Here is a 17,657-nt window from a genome sequence, read left to right as displayed (position 1 = left end):
AGGACGCCGAGGCTGGCGGCAATGGCGAGCTTAGTTGTCGGGGGCCTCATCGCCCTGCCCCTCTCCGTTGCCCCAGCGCGGCCGCATCTCCTGCCCGGCGGTGGTGTCATACTCAGTCGGTGTGTCGAGGACTCTGCGCGCGCCATCCGGTTCCCCGCCAAGGTTCGGGACGACCCAGACCGCAACAGCGATCCCGACAATGACAGTGGCTGCCGCCATGATAATAAGTGTTCTCGTCACCAGCGCGGCTCCATGACCTGGCCGCCCGATGTCGACGGTGCGTTCGAGTTGAAAAAGTCCTCGCGGCGCGTCTGCGCGAGATCCTTTGCGGCCTGTTCGGACTGGTGCCAGGTCGCCATCATCGTGATCTGCTGCGAGACGAGACCGCGCAGCTTCTGTGTCTGTGCCACCTGTTGCGCGGCGATCTGATGGCCGACCTGCAGCGCCTGCATCTGACCGACGGAGCTCTGCGACATCGAGCGAAGCTGGCTCATCGTCGCCTCTTCACTGGCGAACTGATCGGCCGTCAGTCCGGCCGCCCGCAACGTCGCCGAAATCGTCTCGCGGTTGGTGTCCGACCACGACTGATAGCTCGAGGAGAAATCCTCGCCATTGGCGAGCCCCGTCTCGAACTCGGCGAAACTCTCGAAGCGTTGCTTGAGAACGTCGTCGATATTGCCCATCGCAAAGGCGATGCCCTCGCCCTGGTTGACGAGGTTCTGGAGCGCCATGAGGTCGCTTTCGACCTGACCCCAGACGTGATCGGGCAGCTGCAACGTGTTCTGCAGCATGTTCTCGTAGATCCGGATTTGATTCTGGATTTGCTCGGAGAGTTGCGTGATCTGAGTGATCTGGTTCTGGATCTGCTCGGCCGACTGGCCCGTGAGCCCCACCAGCTCCGCGTTGTTGAGGAGCTGCGTCCACTCGGTTGCGTTCCCGGTGACCGCACCGGCATGAGCCGAGCCTGGGAGAACCAGGCACGCGCTCATCACCGAGGCGGCCGTGATCCTAATCGCGTGTAAGAATGGCTTCGGCATTGCTGATCCCCCTTTCCATAAGCCACGCAGCCGGCCAGTCCGGACCATAATCCTTGTGCAACTGATCGATGCGTTTGAGGTCTTCCTTGCCCGAGGCGCCTGCGAAGGCGAGCGCGACCGGGCCAAGCGCCATGTCGAATAGCCGTCTGCCCTCGGGGCTTGCGACGTAGTATTCGCGCTTCGGCGTCGCGGTCGCGACGATCTCGATCTGGCGCTCGTTAAAGCCGATGCGCTCATAGAAGTCGCGCGTGCCCGGTTCGCGCGCGGCGCCGTTCGGCAGACAGATCTTGGTCGGGCAGCTTTCCTTGAGCGCGTCGATGATGCCCGAGCGTTCCGCGTCCGAGATCGACTGTGTGGCAAGCAGAACGGCGCAGTTCGCTTTCCGCAGGACCTTCAGCCACTCCCTGATCTTATCCCTGAAGGTGGGATGGCCGAGCATCAGCCAGGCTTCGTCGAGAACGATGAGACTGGGCGCGCCCGTCAGGCGTTTTTCGATCCTGCGGAAAAGATAAAGCAGCACGGGCACGAGATTGCGCTCGCCCATGTTCATCAGCTCCTCGATTTCGAAGGTCTGGAACGCGCCGAGCGCGAGCCCGTCCTCCTCGGCGTCGAGGAGTTGTCCCATCGGCCCGTCGACGGTGTAGTGGTGGAGCGCGTCCTTGATTTCGCGCATCTGCACCCCGCTCACGAAATCCGAGAGCGAGCGGCCTCGCGCCGACGCCATGAGACCGACCTGGCGGGAGATCGCATTGCGATGATCGGGTGTGATCGCAACACCTTGCATGGCGATCAGCGTCTCGATCCATTCGCTTGCCCAGGCCCGATCTCCCTCGGTCGACAACTCGGCCAGCGGGCAGAACGACAGAGAAGTCCCCTCCCCTGCGCCGACCTCGTAATGATCGCCGTCGGCAGCGATCGTGAGCGGGAGCAGCGACCGGCCCTTGTCGAAGGCAAAGATCTGCGCGTTCTCATAGCGGCGAAACTGAGCCGCGATCAGGGCGAGCAGCGTCGACTTGCCCGAGCCGGTCGGACCGAACACGAGCGTATGTCCGACATCGTCGACATGGAGGTTCAGCCGGAAGGGCGTCGAACCTGACGCAACCTGCATCAGGGGCGGCGAGCCGGGCGGATAGTAGGGGCAAGGCGCGGCAGCGCTTCCCGACCACACGGAATTGAGCGGAATGAGGTCGGCGAGGTTGCGCGTATTGACGAGCGGTTCGCGGACATTAGCGTAGCTGTTGCCCGGCAGGCTGCCGAGATAGGCTTCGGTCGCGTTGAGCGTCTCGATGCGCGCGCCGAACCCTTCGGCCTGGACGAGCCGGCGCACCGCCTCGGCCTGGTCGCGCAGCCGCGTATCGTTACTATCGAAGAGCACGATCACCGGTGTGTAGTAACCAAAGGCGACGAGCTGGGATGAGGCCTCGGCAATGGCGTCCTCGGCCTCGGCGACCATCGTCATGGCGTCCTGGTCGACCGCACGGCTCTGGGTCTGAAAAAGCTGGTCGAAGAACGGCCGCACCTTCTGCTGCCATTTCTTGCGCGTGCGTTCGAGTTTTGCACGCGCTTCCTGGTCGTCGAGGAAGATGAAGCGGCTCGACCACCGGTAAGTGAGCGGCATCAGGTCGAGCGAATTGAGAATCCCCGGCCAGCTCTCGGCCGGAAACCCGTCGATCGCGACGACGGCAAGATACCGTCCGTCGACCACCGGCGACAGGCCGTGGTGAAACTCGGCCGTCGCCAGCCAGTCGAGATACATCGGGATCGCCGGCAGGCGCACCGGATGGCTTTCGCCCACGATGCAGAACCGGATGAACTGGAAGAGTTCGTCGTACCGGGCTTCGCGACCGGATTCAGGGTCGGCGACCGTGCGGGTAACCATGCGCCGGATCGAAAGCACATTGGCCAGATACTGTTCGAACTCGCGGATGGATGTGCGGAAGGTGTCCAGGACCACATCGGCATAGGTCTCCGAGCGGCTCTCACTATCGGAATAGACATAGCGTGCGAGGCCCGACCGGCGCCGCTCGGGTGGCCGGTAGGTGAGAATGATGGCGTGCTGACTCTCGTAATGCCCGCTCTCGGCCTCGAAATGCGCCCGCCGTTCGTCATCGATCGCACGTGTCACCGGGTCAGGGAAATGGCAGTCCTCGCGTTCGGGATAGGCAACGGTGGGGATGCGCACTGCCTCGACCTGGATCATCCAGCCCGAGCCGAGCCGGGACAGGATCGTGTTGATCTGCCGCGACACCTCGTTGCGCTCGAAGTTGGTCGAGCTCTCCGAATCCGGGCCGGCAAAATACCAGCCGGCCATGACCGACCCATCCTTGAGCAGGATCACGCCGTCGTCGACCAGGCCCGCATAGGGCAGAAGGTCGGAGAAGGACGGCCGGGTGTTGCGGAACTGACGAAGCGCGACCATTCCAGTCAGGGCCTCCGCCACGGTGAGGCGGTCGGACGGTAGCCTGCTCGATAGCCGATATGGCGCAGATAGACCTGCCGCATCATCGGATCGGCTTTGGCCATCATGCGAAGCGCCGCCAGCACCGCAGCCCAGATGGCGATCCCGAGCAGCACCGAAAACCACGTCAGGACCACGAAGATCAGGATCACGGCGGCAAGGCCGGTCAGCAACACCAGCTCCCGATCGGCCCCCATCAAATGGTTCGGGCGCGAAAGCGCCCGATGAATGCGGGATCGTGCGAGAGCAACGCTTGGCTCAGCCATCGCTCCCCTCCCCTGCCCTGGCCCGCGACGCCTCGTGGGCCGGATAGCCGATCGAGGCGCCGCTCGCGCCGAATAGGCCGACGATCTGCGTGGCGCCGAGGAGGATGCCGGCGACCAGCACGACATACATCAGCCTGCGCGCGAAATCGTTCAATTCGCCGCCAAAGATCAGCATGCCGCCTGCGACTGCAACGGCGGCCAGCGCGATGAAGCCCGCAACCGGGCCGGTGATGGACTGCTGTATCTGTTGAAGCGGCCCTTCCCAGGGCAGACCGCCACCACTTGAGGCGAGCGCCGGCGTCGCGAGTGCGAGAAAGAAGAGCGTTGCCGCGACCGGGATGGCGGCCAGAGCGCGGTTGTTATGCGGCATGACTTTCCTCATCAATCTGGGGATGGTGATCGGTCGCGTAGCGCGCGCCGTCGAAGCCCGTGACATGCATGACATCACGCACGCGCCGGCCGTGGCCGGCACGTTCGATCGAGACGACGAGGTCGACGGCTTGGCCGATCACCTCACGCATCGGCTGCTGGCTGACCTCCGCGGTCAATTGCTCGAGGCGGCGGAGCGCGGAGACGGCGCTGTCGGCGTGAATGGTCGTCACACCGCCCGGGTGGCCGGTATTCCATGCCTTGAGCAGGGTGAGCGCGGCACCGTCGCGGACTTCGCCGACGATGATCCGGTCCGGCCTCAGCCGCATCGTGCTCTTCAACAGCCGGGCCATGTCCACTGTGTCGCTGGTATGAAGGGCAACGGCGTTGTCGGCTGCGCACTGGATTTCCGAGGTGTCCTCGAGGATGACCAGGCGGTCGTCGGGTGACAGCGAGACAATCTCCGCAATCACGGCGTTGGCCAAAGTCGTCTTGCCCGACCCAGTGCCGCCGCTGATCACAATGTTCATGCGCGAAGCAACAGCGCTCCGCAGCACGGTTGCTTGACGGTGGGTCATGATCCCGGCTCGCACATATTCCTCGAGCGGGATGAGCCGGGATGCCCGCCGTCGGATCGTGAACGTAGGTGCGGCGACAATCGGTGGGAGTAGGCCCTCGAAGCGGTGCCCACCGATCGGGAGTTCGCCCGAGATGATCGGCTGGCTTGCATCCACTTCAGTCTGCAGAGCATGGGCAACGCTGCCGATGATAATCTCGGCGGCGCCGGGCGCGAGCTCGCCAATGGGCTCGACCCCCTGCCCGAGCCGTTCCACAAACAGCCGGCCGTCGGGATTGAGCATGATTTCGACTACCAGCGGATCCTTGAGTGCCCCGCAGATCGCCTCACCGAGCGCGTCCTGGAGTTTGCGCACGAGCCGATCGTGCGATCGCGCCCGGCTCATTCGGCAACTTCCACAAACTGGACCTCGCTAGACGCAGATCTCTCGTATCGAGCGGCTCTACACCGCTCTCGTCTCCATGGCATGTTTCCGTCCTACAAATGCGATCGACGGGCCTATCGATCATGGATAACTGCCTTCCGTCAGCCCGGCAGAATTGCCGGGTTCGGACGGGGGTGAGTCGGGTTCCGGACGGCGGATTGGAGGATATTTGCTTTTCCCGGGCCCAACGGCCGGGCTCGGCCCCGGCAATTCTGCCGGGCCAGAATTTGCTCCAGGTATCATCGGGCAATGTTGGTAAGTGACTGAGAGAAAAGGAAAAAGGCCGCCAAGGTCACGGCCGCCGCCGATCTCGATCACGCTTCTGGCAACCTTCTGTTAACCTAAAATCGCTTGCCAGAGAACGGGAATCGCTCATACTGGCGCCAGATTGGCCGAATGGCCGAATATGGCGCTATTTTCTCGTTCGGGGACAAAGCGGAGATGGCATTTCTCCCAAGTTTTGAGTTTGACGACAAGATCCTCGCCCAAGGGGCCGAGATCTCGCGCAAGCTCGACCAACTGAGGGTCGAGAAGTTTCCGACCGAAGGGCAGAAGACGCTTCGGCGGTTCTCGATGGCCGAGGTCGCCCATTATCTCGGGATCAGTCCAAACAATCTGAAACGCCTCCATCTTGAAAAGAAAGGCCCCGAGCCGTTCGTCGTTGCCGGTGGACGGCGCTTTTACTCCGCCGAGCAGATGACCGAGCTGCGGGACTATCTGGATAAGCACGGGCGATCGGATTCCAAGAAGTATGTGCCCTACCGCAAACCCGGCGAAAAGCTGCAGGTCATTGCCGTGGTCAATTTCAAGGGCGGGTCGGGAAAAACCACCACTACGGCACATCTCGCGCAGCACCTTGCGCTCACGGGTCACAGGGTCCTGACTGTGGATCTTGATCCGCAGGCTTCGCTATCGGCCCTCCATGGCTTCCAGCCCGAGCTCGACAAAAACCCCTCGCTCTACGATGCGATCCGATATGGTGACGCCGCCCCGGTCGAAGACGTTATTCGCAAGACGAACTTCCCGTTGCTCGACATCATCCCGGCGAACCTAGAACTGCAGGAATATGAGTACGAGACGCCACTTGCGATGCAGTCTCCGTCTCAAGAAGGAAAGCGGTTCTTCACGAGGGTCGCCAAGGCGTTGGATTCGGTCAGTGACCGTTATGACGTCGTGGTCGTCGATTGCCCTCCGCAGCTTGGCTATCTGACGCTCTCAGCACTCTCGGCCGCCACCTCGGTTCTGATTACAGTCCATCCGCAGATGCTGGACCTGATGTCCATGAGTCAGTTTCTGCTGATGCTGGGCAATATCATGAAGTCGATCAAGAATGCTGGCGCGCAGGTTCAGCTGGACTGGCTGCGCTATCTCATCACCCGATACGAGCCCACGGACATTCCCCAGGCGCAGATGGTCGGCTTCATGCAGTCGATGCTAGCCGAGGAGATCCTGAAGAACCCAATGCTCAAATCCACGGCGATTTCCGACGCCGGCCTCACCAAGCAGACGCTCTATGAGGTCGAGCGATCGAACTTCAATCGGGATACCTACGATCGGGCAATCGACAGCATGGATGCCGTGAACTTCGAGATTCAGGGACTGATTCACCAGGCATGGGGGCGGCTGTGATGTTGACTGCCGTCAAAACCGCCAAAAAGGTACGCGGTTTCAAGCGCATAAGTCGGATAAGGGGGTGCTAGTCAAATGGCGCGGAAAAATCCCTTTGCGAGCATTATGGACAACGGCAACGCTCCCGCCGAGCGCCCGGTCGCGCGAGACTACGCCTTCAAGGGTGCATCACGCTCGCTCATAAGCTCGATCGACGAAATGGCAGCTCAGGCAGGCAAGCTGCTCGAGGGCGAGACGATAATCGAGGTTGACCCCGACTTGGTGGACCAATCCTTCGCCAACGACCGGCTCAACGTTGATCAGGAAGACTACGAGGCCGACTACGCCCAGGTGCTGGAGTCGATCCGCAGTTCCGGTCAGAACTCCCCGGCCCTCCTTCGCCCTCATCCCGAGCGGTCCGGCCGCTACATGCTGGTCTTCGGTCGCCTCCGCTGGCGCGCCGCTAAGGAGCTTGGTCTCAAACTTCGCGCTGTCATCAAGGAGATCTCCGAGCGCGATCATGTGATCGCCCAGGGACAGGAAAACAACGCGCGAGCGAACACGTCCTTCATCGAGAAAGCGCTGTTTGCCGCCGACATCGTTCAACGGAAATTCGACGAAGACAACGCGACCGCCCTCGCCGCGATCGGTGTCGATCGGCCGACACTTTCGAAGATGCTCTCTGTCGCGTCGATACCCAAGGACCTGCTCGAAGCGATCGGCCGCGCCAAAGCCGTTGGTCGTGATCGCTGGTACGAGCTCAAACTCCTCCTCGACAAGCCGGGCAATGTCGACACTGCCCTGGCTCTAGCGTCGAATTCCGATTTTCAGGGGATGCCAAGCGAAGCGCGGTTCGATGCGATCGTCGCGAAGCTGAAAGCCTCAAAGCCACGGCGCCGTGCCGCGCCGGCACCATCCAAACGCACCTGGGCGCCGTCTGATGGGCGTGTTGCCGCGGAGATGGTGGCCAGTGGCAAGAAATTCACCATCGCCCTAAAGGCGAAGGGGACCGACGCAACAGCGTTCGGTGACTACCTCTCGGAAAATCTCAGCGAGTTGTATGAGGCTTTCCGTCGGGAAAAACGAGCAACCACAAACGGAGATTGAGCGCAAAAGAAAAAGGCCCCCGAAACGGCATTCCGGAAGACCTTCTCTTTAAGTTTGGCGACTGAGAGAATCCCACTTCCGCGAATCATAGTCAAGACCATTCAGGTCGGTTTGAGCGCCGATTCGGCGAGCAGGTTTCTTTTGCCTAGCGATAGGTGAAGAAAAATGCAGACGCATACCCCAACGACGCCCTTTGGGCGGCGAACGATGTCGCTTGGCATGATGGCAAGCCAGGCTGTAGCAAAGACCGTGCCGGAAGGCGCGCAGGTTCAAAAGTGGCAGGTGTTCCACACGATCCGGGAAGCGCGCGACCTGATCGGTGCAACGGACCGCGCACTCGCCATTCTGAACGCCCTGCTCTCGTTCCATCCAGAAACGGAGCTCTCGGGCGACGGTGAATTGATTGTCTGGCCGTCGAACGAGCAACTCATGGCCCGTGCAAACGGCATGCCGGCGACAACGCTGCGGCGGCACCTGGCCGTTTTGGTCGACTGCGGGCTGATCATTCGTCGCGATAGTCCGAACGGCAAACGCTTCGCCCGCAAGGGCAGGGGCGGGCAGGTCGAACAGGCCTACGGGTTCGATCTGGCCCCGATCGTTGCCCGTGCGGAGGAGTTCGAGGAACTGGCGGACGCGGTTCGGGCCGAAAAGAATGCCTTTCGGCTTGCCAAGGAACGCCTGACGTTACTGCGCCGCGACGTCGTCAAGCTCATTGAGACCGGCATCGAGGAGAACGTTCCGGGCAATTGGGGCAGGGTACAGCAGACCTACCAGGCTATTGTCGGCCGCCTGCCGCGCTCTGCCCCGAGGCAACTAATCGAGGACATCTGCTGCGATCTCCACGGTCTCTACACGGAGATCCTCGAGGTGTTGGAATCATTTGCAAAAACACAGAATCCGGACGCCAATGAGTCCCATTCTGGTCGCCACATACAGAATTCAAACCCAGACTCCATATCTGAATCTGAAGAAGGCTCTCGAAAAGAGAATGAAGCGGGCGGCGGCGCCGCGGAAAACGATAACCTGCGGAGCTTGCCGAAGCGGGAGTTGCCCTTGGGGATCGTGCTTGACGCCTGCCCGGACGTGAAGGATTTGGTGCCAGGGGGCGAGATACGCCACTGGCGGGACTTTCTGGCGGCCGCGGAGGTGGCTCGGCCACTGCTTGGGGTCAGCCCGAGCGCCTGGCGGGAAGCCTGCGAGGCGATGGGCGAGGTTCAGGCCGCTATTACGCTCGCGGCAATCCTGCAGCGCTCCGATCAGATCAACAGCGCCGGCGGTTATCTGCGCAGCCTGACGGACAAGGCAAGGGAGGGCAAATTCTCCACATGGCCGATGGTCATGGCGCTTTTGCGCGCCAAGCTCGATGCCGGCAAACGTGCTGAACTCAGCGGGGACCGAGGCGAACTAGCAACGTCTGACGCTTCTGACAGTGCTCCCGGCAAGCTCGAAGTTAGTGAGGCGCTTCTTCGCTCACTCAAAAAGCCGTCCGGGGGCAGGGGGTAATCCAATGGACGCGGACCTGAAACGAGATCTATTGCGGCTTTTTGAGGCCTGTATCGCTCAAATCAGAAGCGGAAAGCCCGGTCCGAGCCTCTTGGTGTCCCGGGAGTTTGAAGCCACTCTGCTGCACTACTGTGAGTGTCTTCGAGCAGAAATGGATGAAGCGACGTCGCCGTACCCCACCCCGCGCGTTCCAATCGAGCTGATTGTCAAGGCGAGCGCTCAAGATGCAAGGGATGGCCTTGACGATCTTCGGCACTGGCTGAGGGGCGCCGAGGAGGTGATCGTGTGCGACCCCTATTTTCTGCACTTCAAACCAACGGGAATGTTTCCGGACATTGAGAGCTATTCGGATGCCCTTGTGCGATTGTTTCCCAAGACGGCAATTCGGGTCGACCTTTATACCAACAGCTATCAACGGACCGTTCGTCCAGCCGTGCTTCGTGCCTTGAAGGAAGGCCGCTCGGTGCGCCACTACATGTCGAGCGACCTTCATGACCGGTTCGTGATCAAAGACAGGTCGGAGGGCAAATCGATTGGAACTTCGTTCGGAGGCTTCGGTCGCAAGTTCTTCGCGATGACGGACCTCAGTCCGGTTGATGTCGCGTCGGTGATGTCCGAACTGAAAAAGCTATGCCCCGAGCCGGTCCGTCCAGGGCGGCGGAGGTAAATCGCTGCAAGAATTTCAGACGCTCCTGGACCCGCGCGATCGCCCATTGCGCGAAATCCTTCCGGCTGTTGACGGTCATCGTTTCCATGGCAGCGCTCTCCGGATTTGTTTGGCGTGTGCTGCCGAAAGTCGGCCCTGCGATCTGTACAGCGCCGCCGCTCCCACGTTATTCCCAGCTTCCGCGCTCAGGCTGCCTCGAGCAAGCCGCTTCGCTTTGCCCGGTCGAGAAGGTTTTTGACGGAGGAGGGCGCCCATCTCGTACCGCCACGCGGTGTGCGCTCATGAAGGCGCTCGAGCTGGTTGGCGATTTCGCGCAAGGTGAGCTCTGGGTTGGAGGAATGGATACCCGCTACAAGCGTCATCAGGCGGTCCTCGGGCGGCCGAGGCGGCGACTTTCTCAGGAGAGACTTATCGGCCATTCCTTCGCTGACCATCCATCTTACCGCGCGCCGCAAGCGCTCAGGGGTCCAATCGAAGCCGCGTTGCTTGAGGACGCGCGAAATGTCGTCCCAGGTGTGGTCTGGTCGCATGCGCCGGACGACTGGAAGCCATTGATTGGCAGTGGACTGGATGCGCGCGCCGTAGGCCGCTTTCTGAGCAGCCGTCATCTTGGCCAGCATCTCCGGCCGACGTTCCCGAACCCCTGGGTTGCCTGGTAGCCGGCCATTTGCCTTCGCAGCTTTGACGCCTGCCTTCGTCCGCTCCGAGTTGAGAGCCCGTTCCAGCTGGGCGACGGCGCCAAGGACCTGCAGCGAAAACATGCCCTGCGGCGTCGTGGTATCGATGGGATCGCTCAGCGAGCGGAAATAGGCGCCTTTGGACGTCAACTCCTCGATGACATTGAGCAAGTGGCTCACCGAGCGCGCTAGGCGGTCGAGCCGAACCACAACGAGGGTGTCGCCGGCGCCGATCTCACGGACCAGCCGGGCGAGGGCAGGGCGGGTCCGCGAGGCGCCGGACCCATGCTCCTGGATGATTGTATCGCATCCGGCCGACCTCAGTTCCATCTCCTGCGCTTCCGTCGCCTGCTCGTCCGTGGAGACGCGCGCATAGCCGATAAGTCGGCCCTGTGGCCGACGGGAAGAGGGATTGCGCGGTGTTTTGGTCATTTGGAGCGCCTGAGAGCCGTGTTGAAGCCGAATTTACAAACATGAAAGATACGGATAACCGATCGGATGTAGGCGCATCTAAGTGGCCAGATCGCTCCCGGTTGCATAATGATTTCATACCTTGACATCTGTGAAATCAAAACGTAAATAGTAGCAGGAGCACGAAGATGAACCAGAACGTCGTCTACCTGCATGGTCAGCCGAAACCGGTTGGCCACTTCTTGCGCGTGGGAACCAGCGGTCACCGGCAGCTCGAAACCCTATTGGGCTCGGGAAAGATGATGGTCGACCGGGTCGTGGTGGAGGCGTCGGCCGCGTTGAGGCAACATGATCTCCTGACAGCGCTTACCGAAGCTGGCGGAGAGTTGATCCTCGACACGAATGTCGCCGAGCTTTCTTCGATCGGTCGATTTGGTGGGGCGGCCAAATCTGCGCCTTGGGCAAATCCGGAGAGCGTGCTGACGCCGGACGATCTACGGGCGAATGCAAACCGGGACGTCATTGGGCAAATAGCCCGCTTTGCGGTGAAGCAGGGCTTTCACGCCGTCCAGGCGCCTGCGCATGTACTTGAGGGCTCGACGGACCCGCTGTTTGCCCTCGACTGCGAGGCCACGGCTGGATTGCGACGGGCGCTCGATGCGGAAGGCGGCAAGCACATCGGCATCGACTACCCGCTCATGATCAAGAATGCATCCCTTCGCGATCCTGCTCAGCGACGGGCGTCCATAGCCGCGTTGAAGAACGTGCCGTTCGACAATCTGTGGTTCCGGGTCTCGGGCTTCGGCGCGGATGCCACCCCGATGGGATTGCGGCGGTACATAGCCGCGATGATGGACTTTCACAGGCTGGAAGTTCCTATCGTGGCCGATGGAGTCGGCGGTCTTGTGGGCGGCGCCATCGCGGCGTTCGGCGCCGCCGGCGGAATTTGTCATGGCGTTGCCGAGAAGGAACGCTTCGATGCCAGTGACTGGGCGAAGCCGCCTCAGACTGGCGGCGGAGGACGCGAGAAGCGGGTTCTGATCGGCGGCCTGGATCGCCTGCTCAGCGTGAAGCAGGTCGACGCGTTGATGGCTGCTCAAGGAGCCAAGCCCCTTTTGAGCTGTCATGATCGGTCATGCTGTCCGAACGGCCTCAGCGACACATTGAAGGATCCGAAAGCGCACTATCTGCGGCAACGCGCTCGTCAGATCCGAGAGCTGTCGGCGGTGCCGGAAGCGCGGCGCTCGCAGCATTTCCTTGAGAAGGAGCTGGCGGCGGCCGAGCGGGTCGCGCGGTCGGCCGCGAAGCTCAAAGTGTCAGACGAGGGCTTGTCCAAACTGCTTCAGCGAAGTAGCGACCGGCTGGAAAAGATGCATGCGGTTCTGGAAGCCTTGGACGGCACGATCGCCGGCCAGCCAAGAGCAACGTTTCCGCTGCGGCGTCAGGGGAGGGGTGCGAACGCAACTTCGCAACGCAGGTAACGACAATGAGCACAGCTGTAGTACGGATTCTAGACGACCTGCGGTCTCGCGGAGGCTTGCAGGGCAAGGACATCGCTAACATTGTCGATGTGTCGACCGCCACCGTGTCGCGATGGTCGCATGGTAATGGTTCTCCAAACCTGCGCACCCAGACGGTCATCGCCGATCTGCGATACGTGGTCGATCGGCTCTCCGACTTTTACACCGCTGATGAAACGCGGCTTTGGCTGCACTCACGTCATCCGCTTCTCAACAACGAGCGGGCGATCGATCTCATCAATGCCGACCGCACGCAGGAAGTGCTGGCAGTGATCGAGCGCCTTGACGCTGGCGCCTACATCTGAGGCGGTGCGTGGAGAGGCGGGCGCGAGATCTCGAACTGCTTGATCTGCTCGATACCCATCAAGGGGTGTCGTTCGAAGGTGAGGTCTGGCGCATTGTGCGCGAGGAGCGAGAGCCACTACTTGGCTATCCGGCTGGGGCTCGCTGGGATCCGGGCTCGTTCGATGTGCTCTACACCTCGCTGGAGCGGGAAGGCTCGCTGGAAGAGATTCATTTTCACCTGAGCCGCCAGCCTGTCTTTCCGTCAAAGATCCGGTCGGTCCTTCATCGGATTTCGGTCCGCACCCAAAGGACGCTCCGGATAGCCAACCTGGTCGAGTTGAAGGCGCTTGGAGTAACGCCGGAGACCTATGGGTCGCTCTCCTATCAGCGCACGCAGGAGATTGGGGATGCGGCCGCTTTCCTCGGATTCGATGGCATTCTCGCGCCGAGCGCGCGATGGCCGTGCCAGAACCTCGTCCTCTTTACCGAGCACTTTATGCCGGCGGATCTTAGTATCATCAGCTCGGAGCCGGTCGATTGGGACGACTGGAGGAAGCGAAGAGACTCGGAAAGAAGGCAACGAGAGCGCACGTCCTGAGTTGCTCCGGGGCAGGGGAGGGGACTTCAAAGCCCTGACGCTTTTGTGAGGTTGACCCGGAACCGGTCCCGCCGCCGCTGATATTTGCGGGTCATCTCCGCCGACGCATGTCCCAACTGCTTCTGGACGTAGCGTTCGTCGACCTCGGCCGAGGAGGCGAGGCCGGACCGTAGCGAATGGCCGGCAAAGAGCTTTCCGCGCTCGCCTTCCGGCAGGTCGCCGCGCACGCCGGCGGCCAGCGCGGTCCGTTTGACGAGGCGGGCGACTTCCTGGTCGTTGAGCCGGTTCGCGCCGACTTTCTTGCCTTGCCCTGTCACCCGGCGAAACAGCGGGCCGTGAGCGAGGCGTGCGAGCTTGAGCCAAGTCTCCAGCGCCACGATCGGGCAGGTTGCGTCGGACGAGCCGCGGCCGATCTCGACCTCGCGCCAGCCGGTCTTGCCGCGCAGGCGCAGCAGCATGCCCTTGTCGAGGATCTCGATCCAGCCGGAAGAATCCTCGGTCTGGTCGCGGCCACAATCCAGGCCGACGACCTCGGAGCGGCGCAGCCCGCCGGCAAAGCCCAAAAGCAGCATGGCGCGGTCGCGCATGCCGCGTAAGGTTCCGCGGTCGAGCACCTCCAGCATGGCGATGAGATCCTCGGGTAGGACCGCCTCCTTCTGCACCGGCGGCTTGGCGTGCGTGTTGCGGATGCCGGCCATCACGGTGGCGATGTGCCGGTCCTTTCTGTCCAGCGGCTGGCCGCGCTGCGCATAATTCCAGGACAGCGAGGACAGCCGGCGTTCGATCGTCGACACGGAATTGGGCTTCTTGTCGCCGGTCGCCTTTCCCGAGGCGCAGGCTGTGATGTAGAGGCCGACCACTTGGGGATCGGGTGGAAACATCTCGACGCCTTGGCGCCGACACCAACTGGCAAACTGCTTCCAGTCCGAGGCGTAGGCGCGCCGCGTGTTGGCCGAGCTCGCCGCCTCGACATAGTCGCGGGCGCGGTCGGCCAGGGCGTCGAGATGCGCCGGCAAGCGCGGATTGGCGACGGTCGGAAGAGGGGAGGGGGCTTCCGCCGGCGGTTCTTCCGGCACGCGACCCATCTCCATGACGACGTCGATGATGTCAGGCAACTCGCCGTCCGGACCGTCGTCGTCGGCTTCCAGCGCGACTTCGGCGGCCGACGGCCGCGCGGCCGAAACATCATCCCGCGCCCCCGGGCTATGGGACGCTCCAGAGGGTCGCACGAGGCGATTTTCGGGCTTCTGCTCGACGTTTTGGGCCATTCTGTCTATAAAGACGAAAACGAACGATAATGCAAGATTATCGGGCATTATACGACACAGACAGGCGCGGCGGTTTTCGGTTACTCGGATTGCCAAAAGCGCCGCCGTGATTCATCCTGTTGGCCATGATTCGCCGGCCCAGACCTTCACTGGCTCGACACGCCGCGATCCCCGGCGCCACTCTCGTCGACCCCGTCGCGACCATACCGACCTGGCTGCGGCGTGCCGTTCCCGACGCGCAATCCCTTGCAAAAAAGACTTTGAGGACGTCGCGCTGGCCGCCGGCGCCGCCATCTGCCTCCTCGATCAGGTCGTGCGCCGGCACGAGCGCTGGGCCGGTGCCTGGCGGCAGCGCCTGGCGCTTTCGGCGGCCGCGGCAACGATGAAACAGGCGGGCCGAATCGAGGACGAGGCCGCCCTGCGCGACGCCGTGCTCCTGACGAAAGCCGGTGACGACGTCGGCCCCGCTGGCCGTTTGCTCCTTGCCTGGCGCCGCCTGGCAGCCCGGCCCGCGGGGGATCTGCTTACGGCGAAAAGCCTCGCTGCGGTGTTGGGAGAGTTCAGCTACGCCCCGGATGAGGAGGTGGTCAATGATCTGGCAGACGAGCTTCGGCAGCTCGGCGCCTGTGATGGGACAGTCGGCATGCTGACCGGCGCGTTCATCGCTGCCGAACGCCACGCCTTCGACCGCACCGTCGGAGCCTGGCTCGCCGATGCCCTGCTGGCGCAACGGCTGGGTTGGGCGCATTCGGTGCCGCTGCTCGGCGCCGAAGCAGCCGTGGGCGCAAGCGCTCGCCTGCGTCGACCAACAACTGGCTCCGGGGCGACAAGCACTGAGACACATCTTGAGCGCGCGAAAGGTTTGCTTGCCGCGCAGGCGCGCGCCGCATTGCGCGCGATCGATCTGTCCGCCGAACTCGGGCGTCGAGCCGATCGGCTGCTCGCCGTGGCGCCAAAACTTAGAGCCAAGGCAGCGGACGCGGTTGTCGACAAGCTGCTGTCCGATGATGCGATCGTTGCCTCGGAAAAGATCGCCGGCATGAGCGATCGCGGCCTGCGCCGCCTGTTCGACCGGCTGGTCGAGTTCGGCGCCGTGCGCGAGCTCTCCGGCCGCCCGACCTTCCGCATCTACGGACTGTGACGATCATGGCCGAGGCGACGCGCGCGAGACGAACGAAACGCCGGCCAGACGAAAGTTTGTTTGACCGGGAACTGGATCACCTGCCGCCGGAAGCCCGCTGGCGGGAATGGATGCACCGCGTCGAGGCAACGATCTTCGCGGCGAGCGAACCGGTCACACGCGAAACGCTCGCCCGCATCGTCGGAAAAAGCTGCAGCATCGATCTTCTCATCGCAGACATCCGCGAGGAACTGCGCGGCCGTCCCTACGATCTGGTTGCCGTCGCCGGCGGCTGGAAGCACCTGACGCGCCCTGTCTACGGCGATGCTATTCGCGCGGCGTTGGGCACGAGCGAGCGTGCCGTCGACCTCACGCAATCCGAGGTGCTGGCGCTGATGACAATCGCCTACTTCCAGCCCATTACCCGCGCTGAGCTGTCGTCCTTCTTCGGCAAGGAGATCAGCCGCGACCTGATCGGCCATTTGCGTGGCGCCGGTCTGATCGCCTCGGGACCACGCAGCCCGACCCCTGGCGCCCCCTACACCTACGTGACGACCAAAGAATTCCTGCTCGAGTTCGGGCTCGACACGCTGCGTGATCTGCCGGATTTTGAGGCGCTTGAGGATGCGGGCCTGCTCAGCAAGGAAAAGCTGCTGGCCGGAGATATTCCAGCGGGGTTGGCGAGCGTCGAGGATGAAATCGAAGAACAAGCCGATCTCGTTGAGGACCGGATGCCTTGAGCGGATGGTTACGAGCTCAACGGCAGCTACGAACTCATGGCCATGATGATTGGTTCTGCGGCAGCCGGTGATCGGGATCATGGACCGCGACCTTGTCGCCGCCGACAAGGTTGGCCGGAAGTCCACGAGATTTGTTCCGCCGGCGTGACGCAGTAACGGGAATAGGATGCCGCGAACACCTGCGGTAATGACCAGATCCGTCAGCTTCCATGATGTTGGGATTTCCTGTCGATGCGGGCGATCTAGTGTTTTGTTGCTGACTCACGATTCACAAATTGGCGTGAACCTGCGAGTCCGCGCCAATGAGAAAGATCGAGCTGATTTCGATCGGCGCAGCCGATCGTGAACGACTGGGGCGACTGGTTCGTGATCGAAACACGCCGCAGAAGGTAATCTGGAGAGCGCGGATCGTGTTGCTGGCTGGCGACGGGCTGACGGCGGAGGGAATTGCGGCGGCGGTCGGCAAGAGCCTGCTTACGGTACGCCGTTGGCGCCGCCGCTATATGGCAAAGGGAGTGGACGGGCTGCTGAAGGATGCGACCCGCCCGTCGCGGGTCAAGCCGCTGGCGGCTGAGACGGTCAAGCAAGTGGTGCACATGACGCTGCACGAGAAGCCGCCGAATGCAACCCATTGGAGCCTGCGCAGCATGGCGAGGGCGACAGGTATCTCTTACAGCAGCGTGCAGCGGATCTGGCAGGCGCACGGACTCAAGCCGCATCGGGTCAAGACGTTCAAGGTCTCGCGCGACAAGAACTTCGCCGCGAAGGTAGAGGACGTGGTCGGGCTCTATCTCAATCCGCCCGACAAGGCGCTGGTGCTTTGCGTCGACGAAAAGAGCCAGATCCAGGCCCTCGACCGGACCCAACCGGGCTTGCCCATAAAGAAGGGCCGCGCCGGCACCATGACCCATGACTTGTATGGGGATTTTGAAGTCAAGGTCTAATCGTAAGCGGGTAAGCCACCCCACGTAGCGGTTTGTCGGTTTGAGGCTCATTTTCGTGGTGAGAATCACGAGGAGAGT

The 17,657-nt window shown here is 62.3% G+C and carries 16 protein-coding genes and 2 pseudogenes; 10 read left to right on the top strand and 8 right to left on the bottom strand.

Features of this window, described 5'->3' with window-relative positions:
* Positions 1-30 precede the first annotated feature (30 nt).
* Genes HK436_RS27945 through trbB form a run of 6 tightly spaced genes read right to left on the bottom strand, consistent with a single transcriptional unit; the run spans position 31 to position 5,092 of the window.
* Positions 31-240, bottom strand: coding sequence for a DUF2749 domain-containing protein (locus HK436_RS27945; protein ID WP_173194900.1), 210 nt, complete (start codon positions 238-240; stop codon positions 31-33).
* Positions 237-1,037, bottom strand: a complete 801-nt coding sequence (trbJ, locus tag HK436_RS27940) for a P-type conjugative transfer protein TrbJ (RefSeq protein ID WP_173194899.1) — start codon at positions 1,035-1,037, stop codon at positions 237-239. The genes HK436_RS27945 and trbJ overlap by 4 nt, the downstream gene beginning before the upstream one ends.
* The gene (locus HK436_RS27935) at positions 1,009-3,456 is read right to left on the bottom strand and encodes a conjugal transfer protein TrbE (protein ID WP_173194898.1); all 2,448 of its coding nucleotides are present in this window, start codon (positions 3,454-3,456) and stop codon (positions 1,009-1,011) included. Before HK436_RS27935 ends, trbJ begins: the two co-directional genes overlap by 29 nt.
* 5 nt (positions 3,457-3,461) lie before the next feature.
* A complete protein-coding gene (locus tag HK436_RS27930) occupies positions 3,462-3,761 on the bottom strand; it encodes a conjugal transfer protein TrbD (protein ID WP_173194897.1) in 300 nt (99 codons plus the stop codon).
* A complete protein-coding gene (locus HK436_RS27925; RefSeq protein ID WP_173194896.1) occupies positions 3,754-4,131 on the bottom strand; it encodes a TrbC/VirB2 family protein in 378 nt (125 codons plus the stop codon). Before HK436_RS27925 ends, HK436_RS27930 begins: the two co-directional genes overlap by 8 nt.
* The gene (gene trbB, locus HK436_RS27920) at positions 4,121-5,092 is read right to left on the bottom strand and encodes a P-type conjugative transfer ATPase TrbB (RefSeq protein ID WP_173194895.1); all 972 of its coding nucleotides are present in this window, start codon (positions 5,090-5,092) and stop codon (positions 4,121-4,123) included. Before trbB ends, HK436_RS27925 begins: the two co-directional genes overlap by 11 nt.
* Before the next feature lie 435 nt (positions 5,093-5,527).
* On the opposite strand from trbB, the gene repA reads away from it, so the two are divergent.
* The 4 genes from repA (at position 5,528) to HK436_RS27900 (ending at position 10,016) form a co-directional block, all read left to right on the top strand.
* Positions 5,528-6,760 (top strand): plasmid partitioning protein RepA, encoded by a 1,233-nt coding sequence (gene repA, locus HK436_RS27915; RefSeq protein WP_009452546.1) that lies wholly within the window; start codon positions 5,528-5,530, stop codon positions 6,758-6,760.
* A 75-nt stretch (positions 6,761-6,835) separates the two neighbouring features.
* Complete coding sequence (repB, locus tag HK436_RS27910; RefSeq protein WP_009452547.1) at positions 6,836-7,846, top strand: plasmid partitioning protein RepB; 1,011 nt, start codon at positions 6,836-6,838, stop codon at positions 7,844-7,846.
* Between the two features lie 165 nt (positions 7,847-8,011).
* On the top strand, positions 8,012-9,349 hold the full coding sequence (gene repC, locus HK436_RS27905; protein WP_173194894.1) for a plasmid replication protein RepC: 1,338 nt from the start codon (positions 8,012-8,014) through the stop codon (positions 9,347-9,349).
* Between the two features lie 4 nt (positions 9,350-9,353).
* The gene (locus tag HK436_RS27900; protein WP_119396910.1) at positions 9,354-10,016 is read left to right on the top strand and encodes a hypothetical protein; all 663 of its coding nucleotides are present in this window, start codon (positions 9,354-9,356) and stop codon (positions 10,014-10,016) included.
* Positions 10,017-10,201: 185 nt separating this feature from the next.
* Here HK436_RS27900 and HK436_RS27895 read toward each other — a convergent pair whose 3' ends face one another.
* Entirely contained in the window at positions 10,202-11,125 is a 924-nt protein-coding gene (locus HK436_RS27895; protein WP_173194893.1) for a recombinase family protein, read from the bottom strand.
* 167 nt (positions 11,126-11,292) lie between these two features.
* Between HK436_RS27895 and HK436_RS27890 the strand changes: the two genes are divergently transcribed.
* From HK436_RS27890 to HK436_RS27880, 3 genes are read left to right on the top strand one after another with little or no spacing between them, the layout of a single operon-like run.
* The gene (locus HK436_RS27890) at positions 11,293-12,585 is read left to right on the top strand and encodes a hypothetical protein (RefSeq protein WP_173194892.1); all 1,293 of its coding nucleotides are present in this window, start codon (positions 11,293-11,295) and stop codon (positions 12,583-12,585) included.
* Positions 12,586-12,641: 56 nt separating this feature from the next.
* Positions 12,642-12,929: an antitoxin Xre/MbcA/ParS toxin-binding domain-containing protein gene (locus HK436_RS27885; RefSeq protein WP_244649497.1), complete on the top strand. Its 288-nt coding sequence runs from the start codon at positions 12,642-12,644 to the stop codon at positions 12,927-12,929.
* 8 nt (positions 12,930-12,937) lie between these two features.
* Positions 12,938-13,507: an RES family NAD+ phosphorylase gene (locus HK436_RS27880; protein WP_173194890.1), complete on the top strand. Its 570-nt coding sequence runs from the start codon at positions 12,938-12,940 to the stop codon at positions 13,505-13,507.
* A 26-nt stretch (positions 13,508-13,533) separates the two neighbouring features.
* On the opposite strand, the gene HK436_RS27875 is transcribed toward HK436_RS27880, so the two are convergent.
* Positions 13,534-14,775: a site-specific integrase gene (locus tag HK436_RS27875; RefSeq protein ID WP_173194889.1), complete on the bottom strand. Its 1,242-nt coding sequence runs from the start codon at positions 14,773-14,775 to the stop codon at positions 13,534-13,536.
* A 125-nt stretch (positions 14,776-14,900) separates the two neighbouring features.
* On the opposite strand from HK436_RS27875, the pseudogene HK436_RS27870 reads away from it, so the two are divergent.
* The 3 genes and pseudogenes from HK436_RS27870 to HK436_RS27860 all read left to right on the top strand — a co-directional run.
* Positions 14,901-15,916, top strand: a pseudogene (locus tag HK436_RS27870) (DUF1403 family protein).
* 5 nt (positions 15,917-15,921) lie between these two features.
* Positions 15,922-16,635: an SMC-Scp complex subunit ScpB gene (gene scpB, locus HK436_RS27865; protein ID WP_173194888.1), complete on the top strand. Its 714-nt coding sequence runs from the start codon at positions 15,922-15,924 to the stop codon at positions 16,633-16,635.
* A 302-nt stretch (positions 16,636-16,937) separates the two neighbouring features.
* Positions 16,938-17,549: pseudogene (locus tag HK436_RS27860) on the top strand (IS630 family transposase); the annotation flags it as partial.
* Between the last annotated feature and the right edge of the window lie 108 nt (positions 17,550-17,657).

The organism is Neoaquamicrobium sediminum (genome assembly GCF_013240295.1).
GTDB classification, from domain to species: domain Bacteria; phylum Pseudomonadota; class Alphaproteobacteria; order Rhizobiales; family Rhizobiaceae; genus Aerobium; species Aerobium sediminum.
Note: the sequence above shows the minus strand (reverse complement) of the source record. Positions and strands in the feature narration are given on the sequence as shown.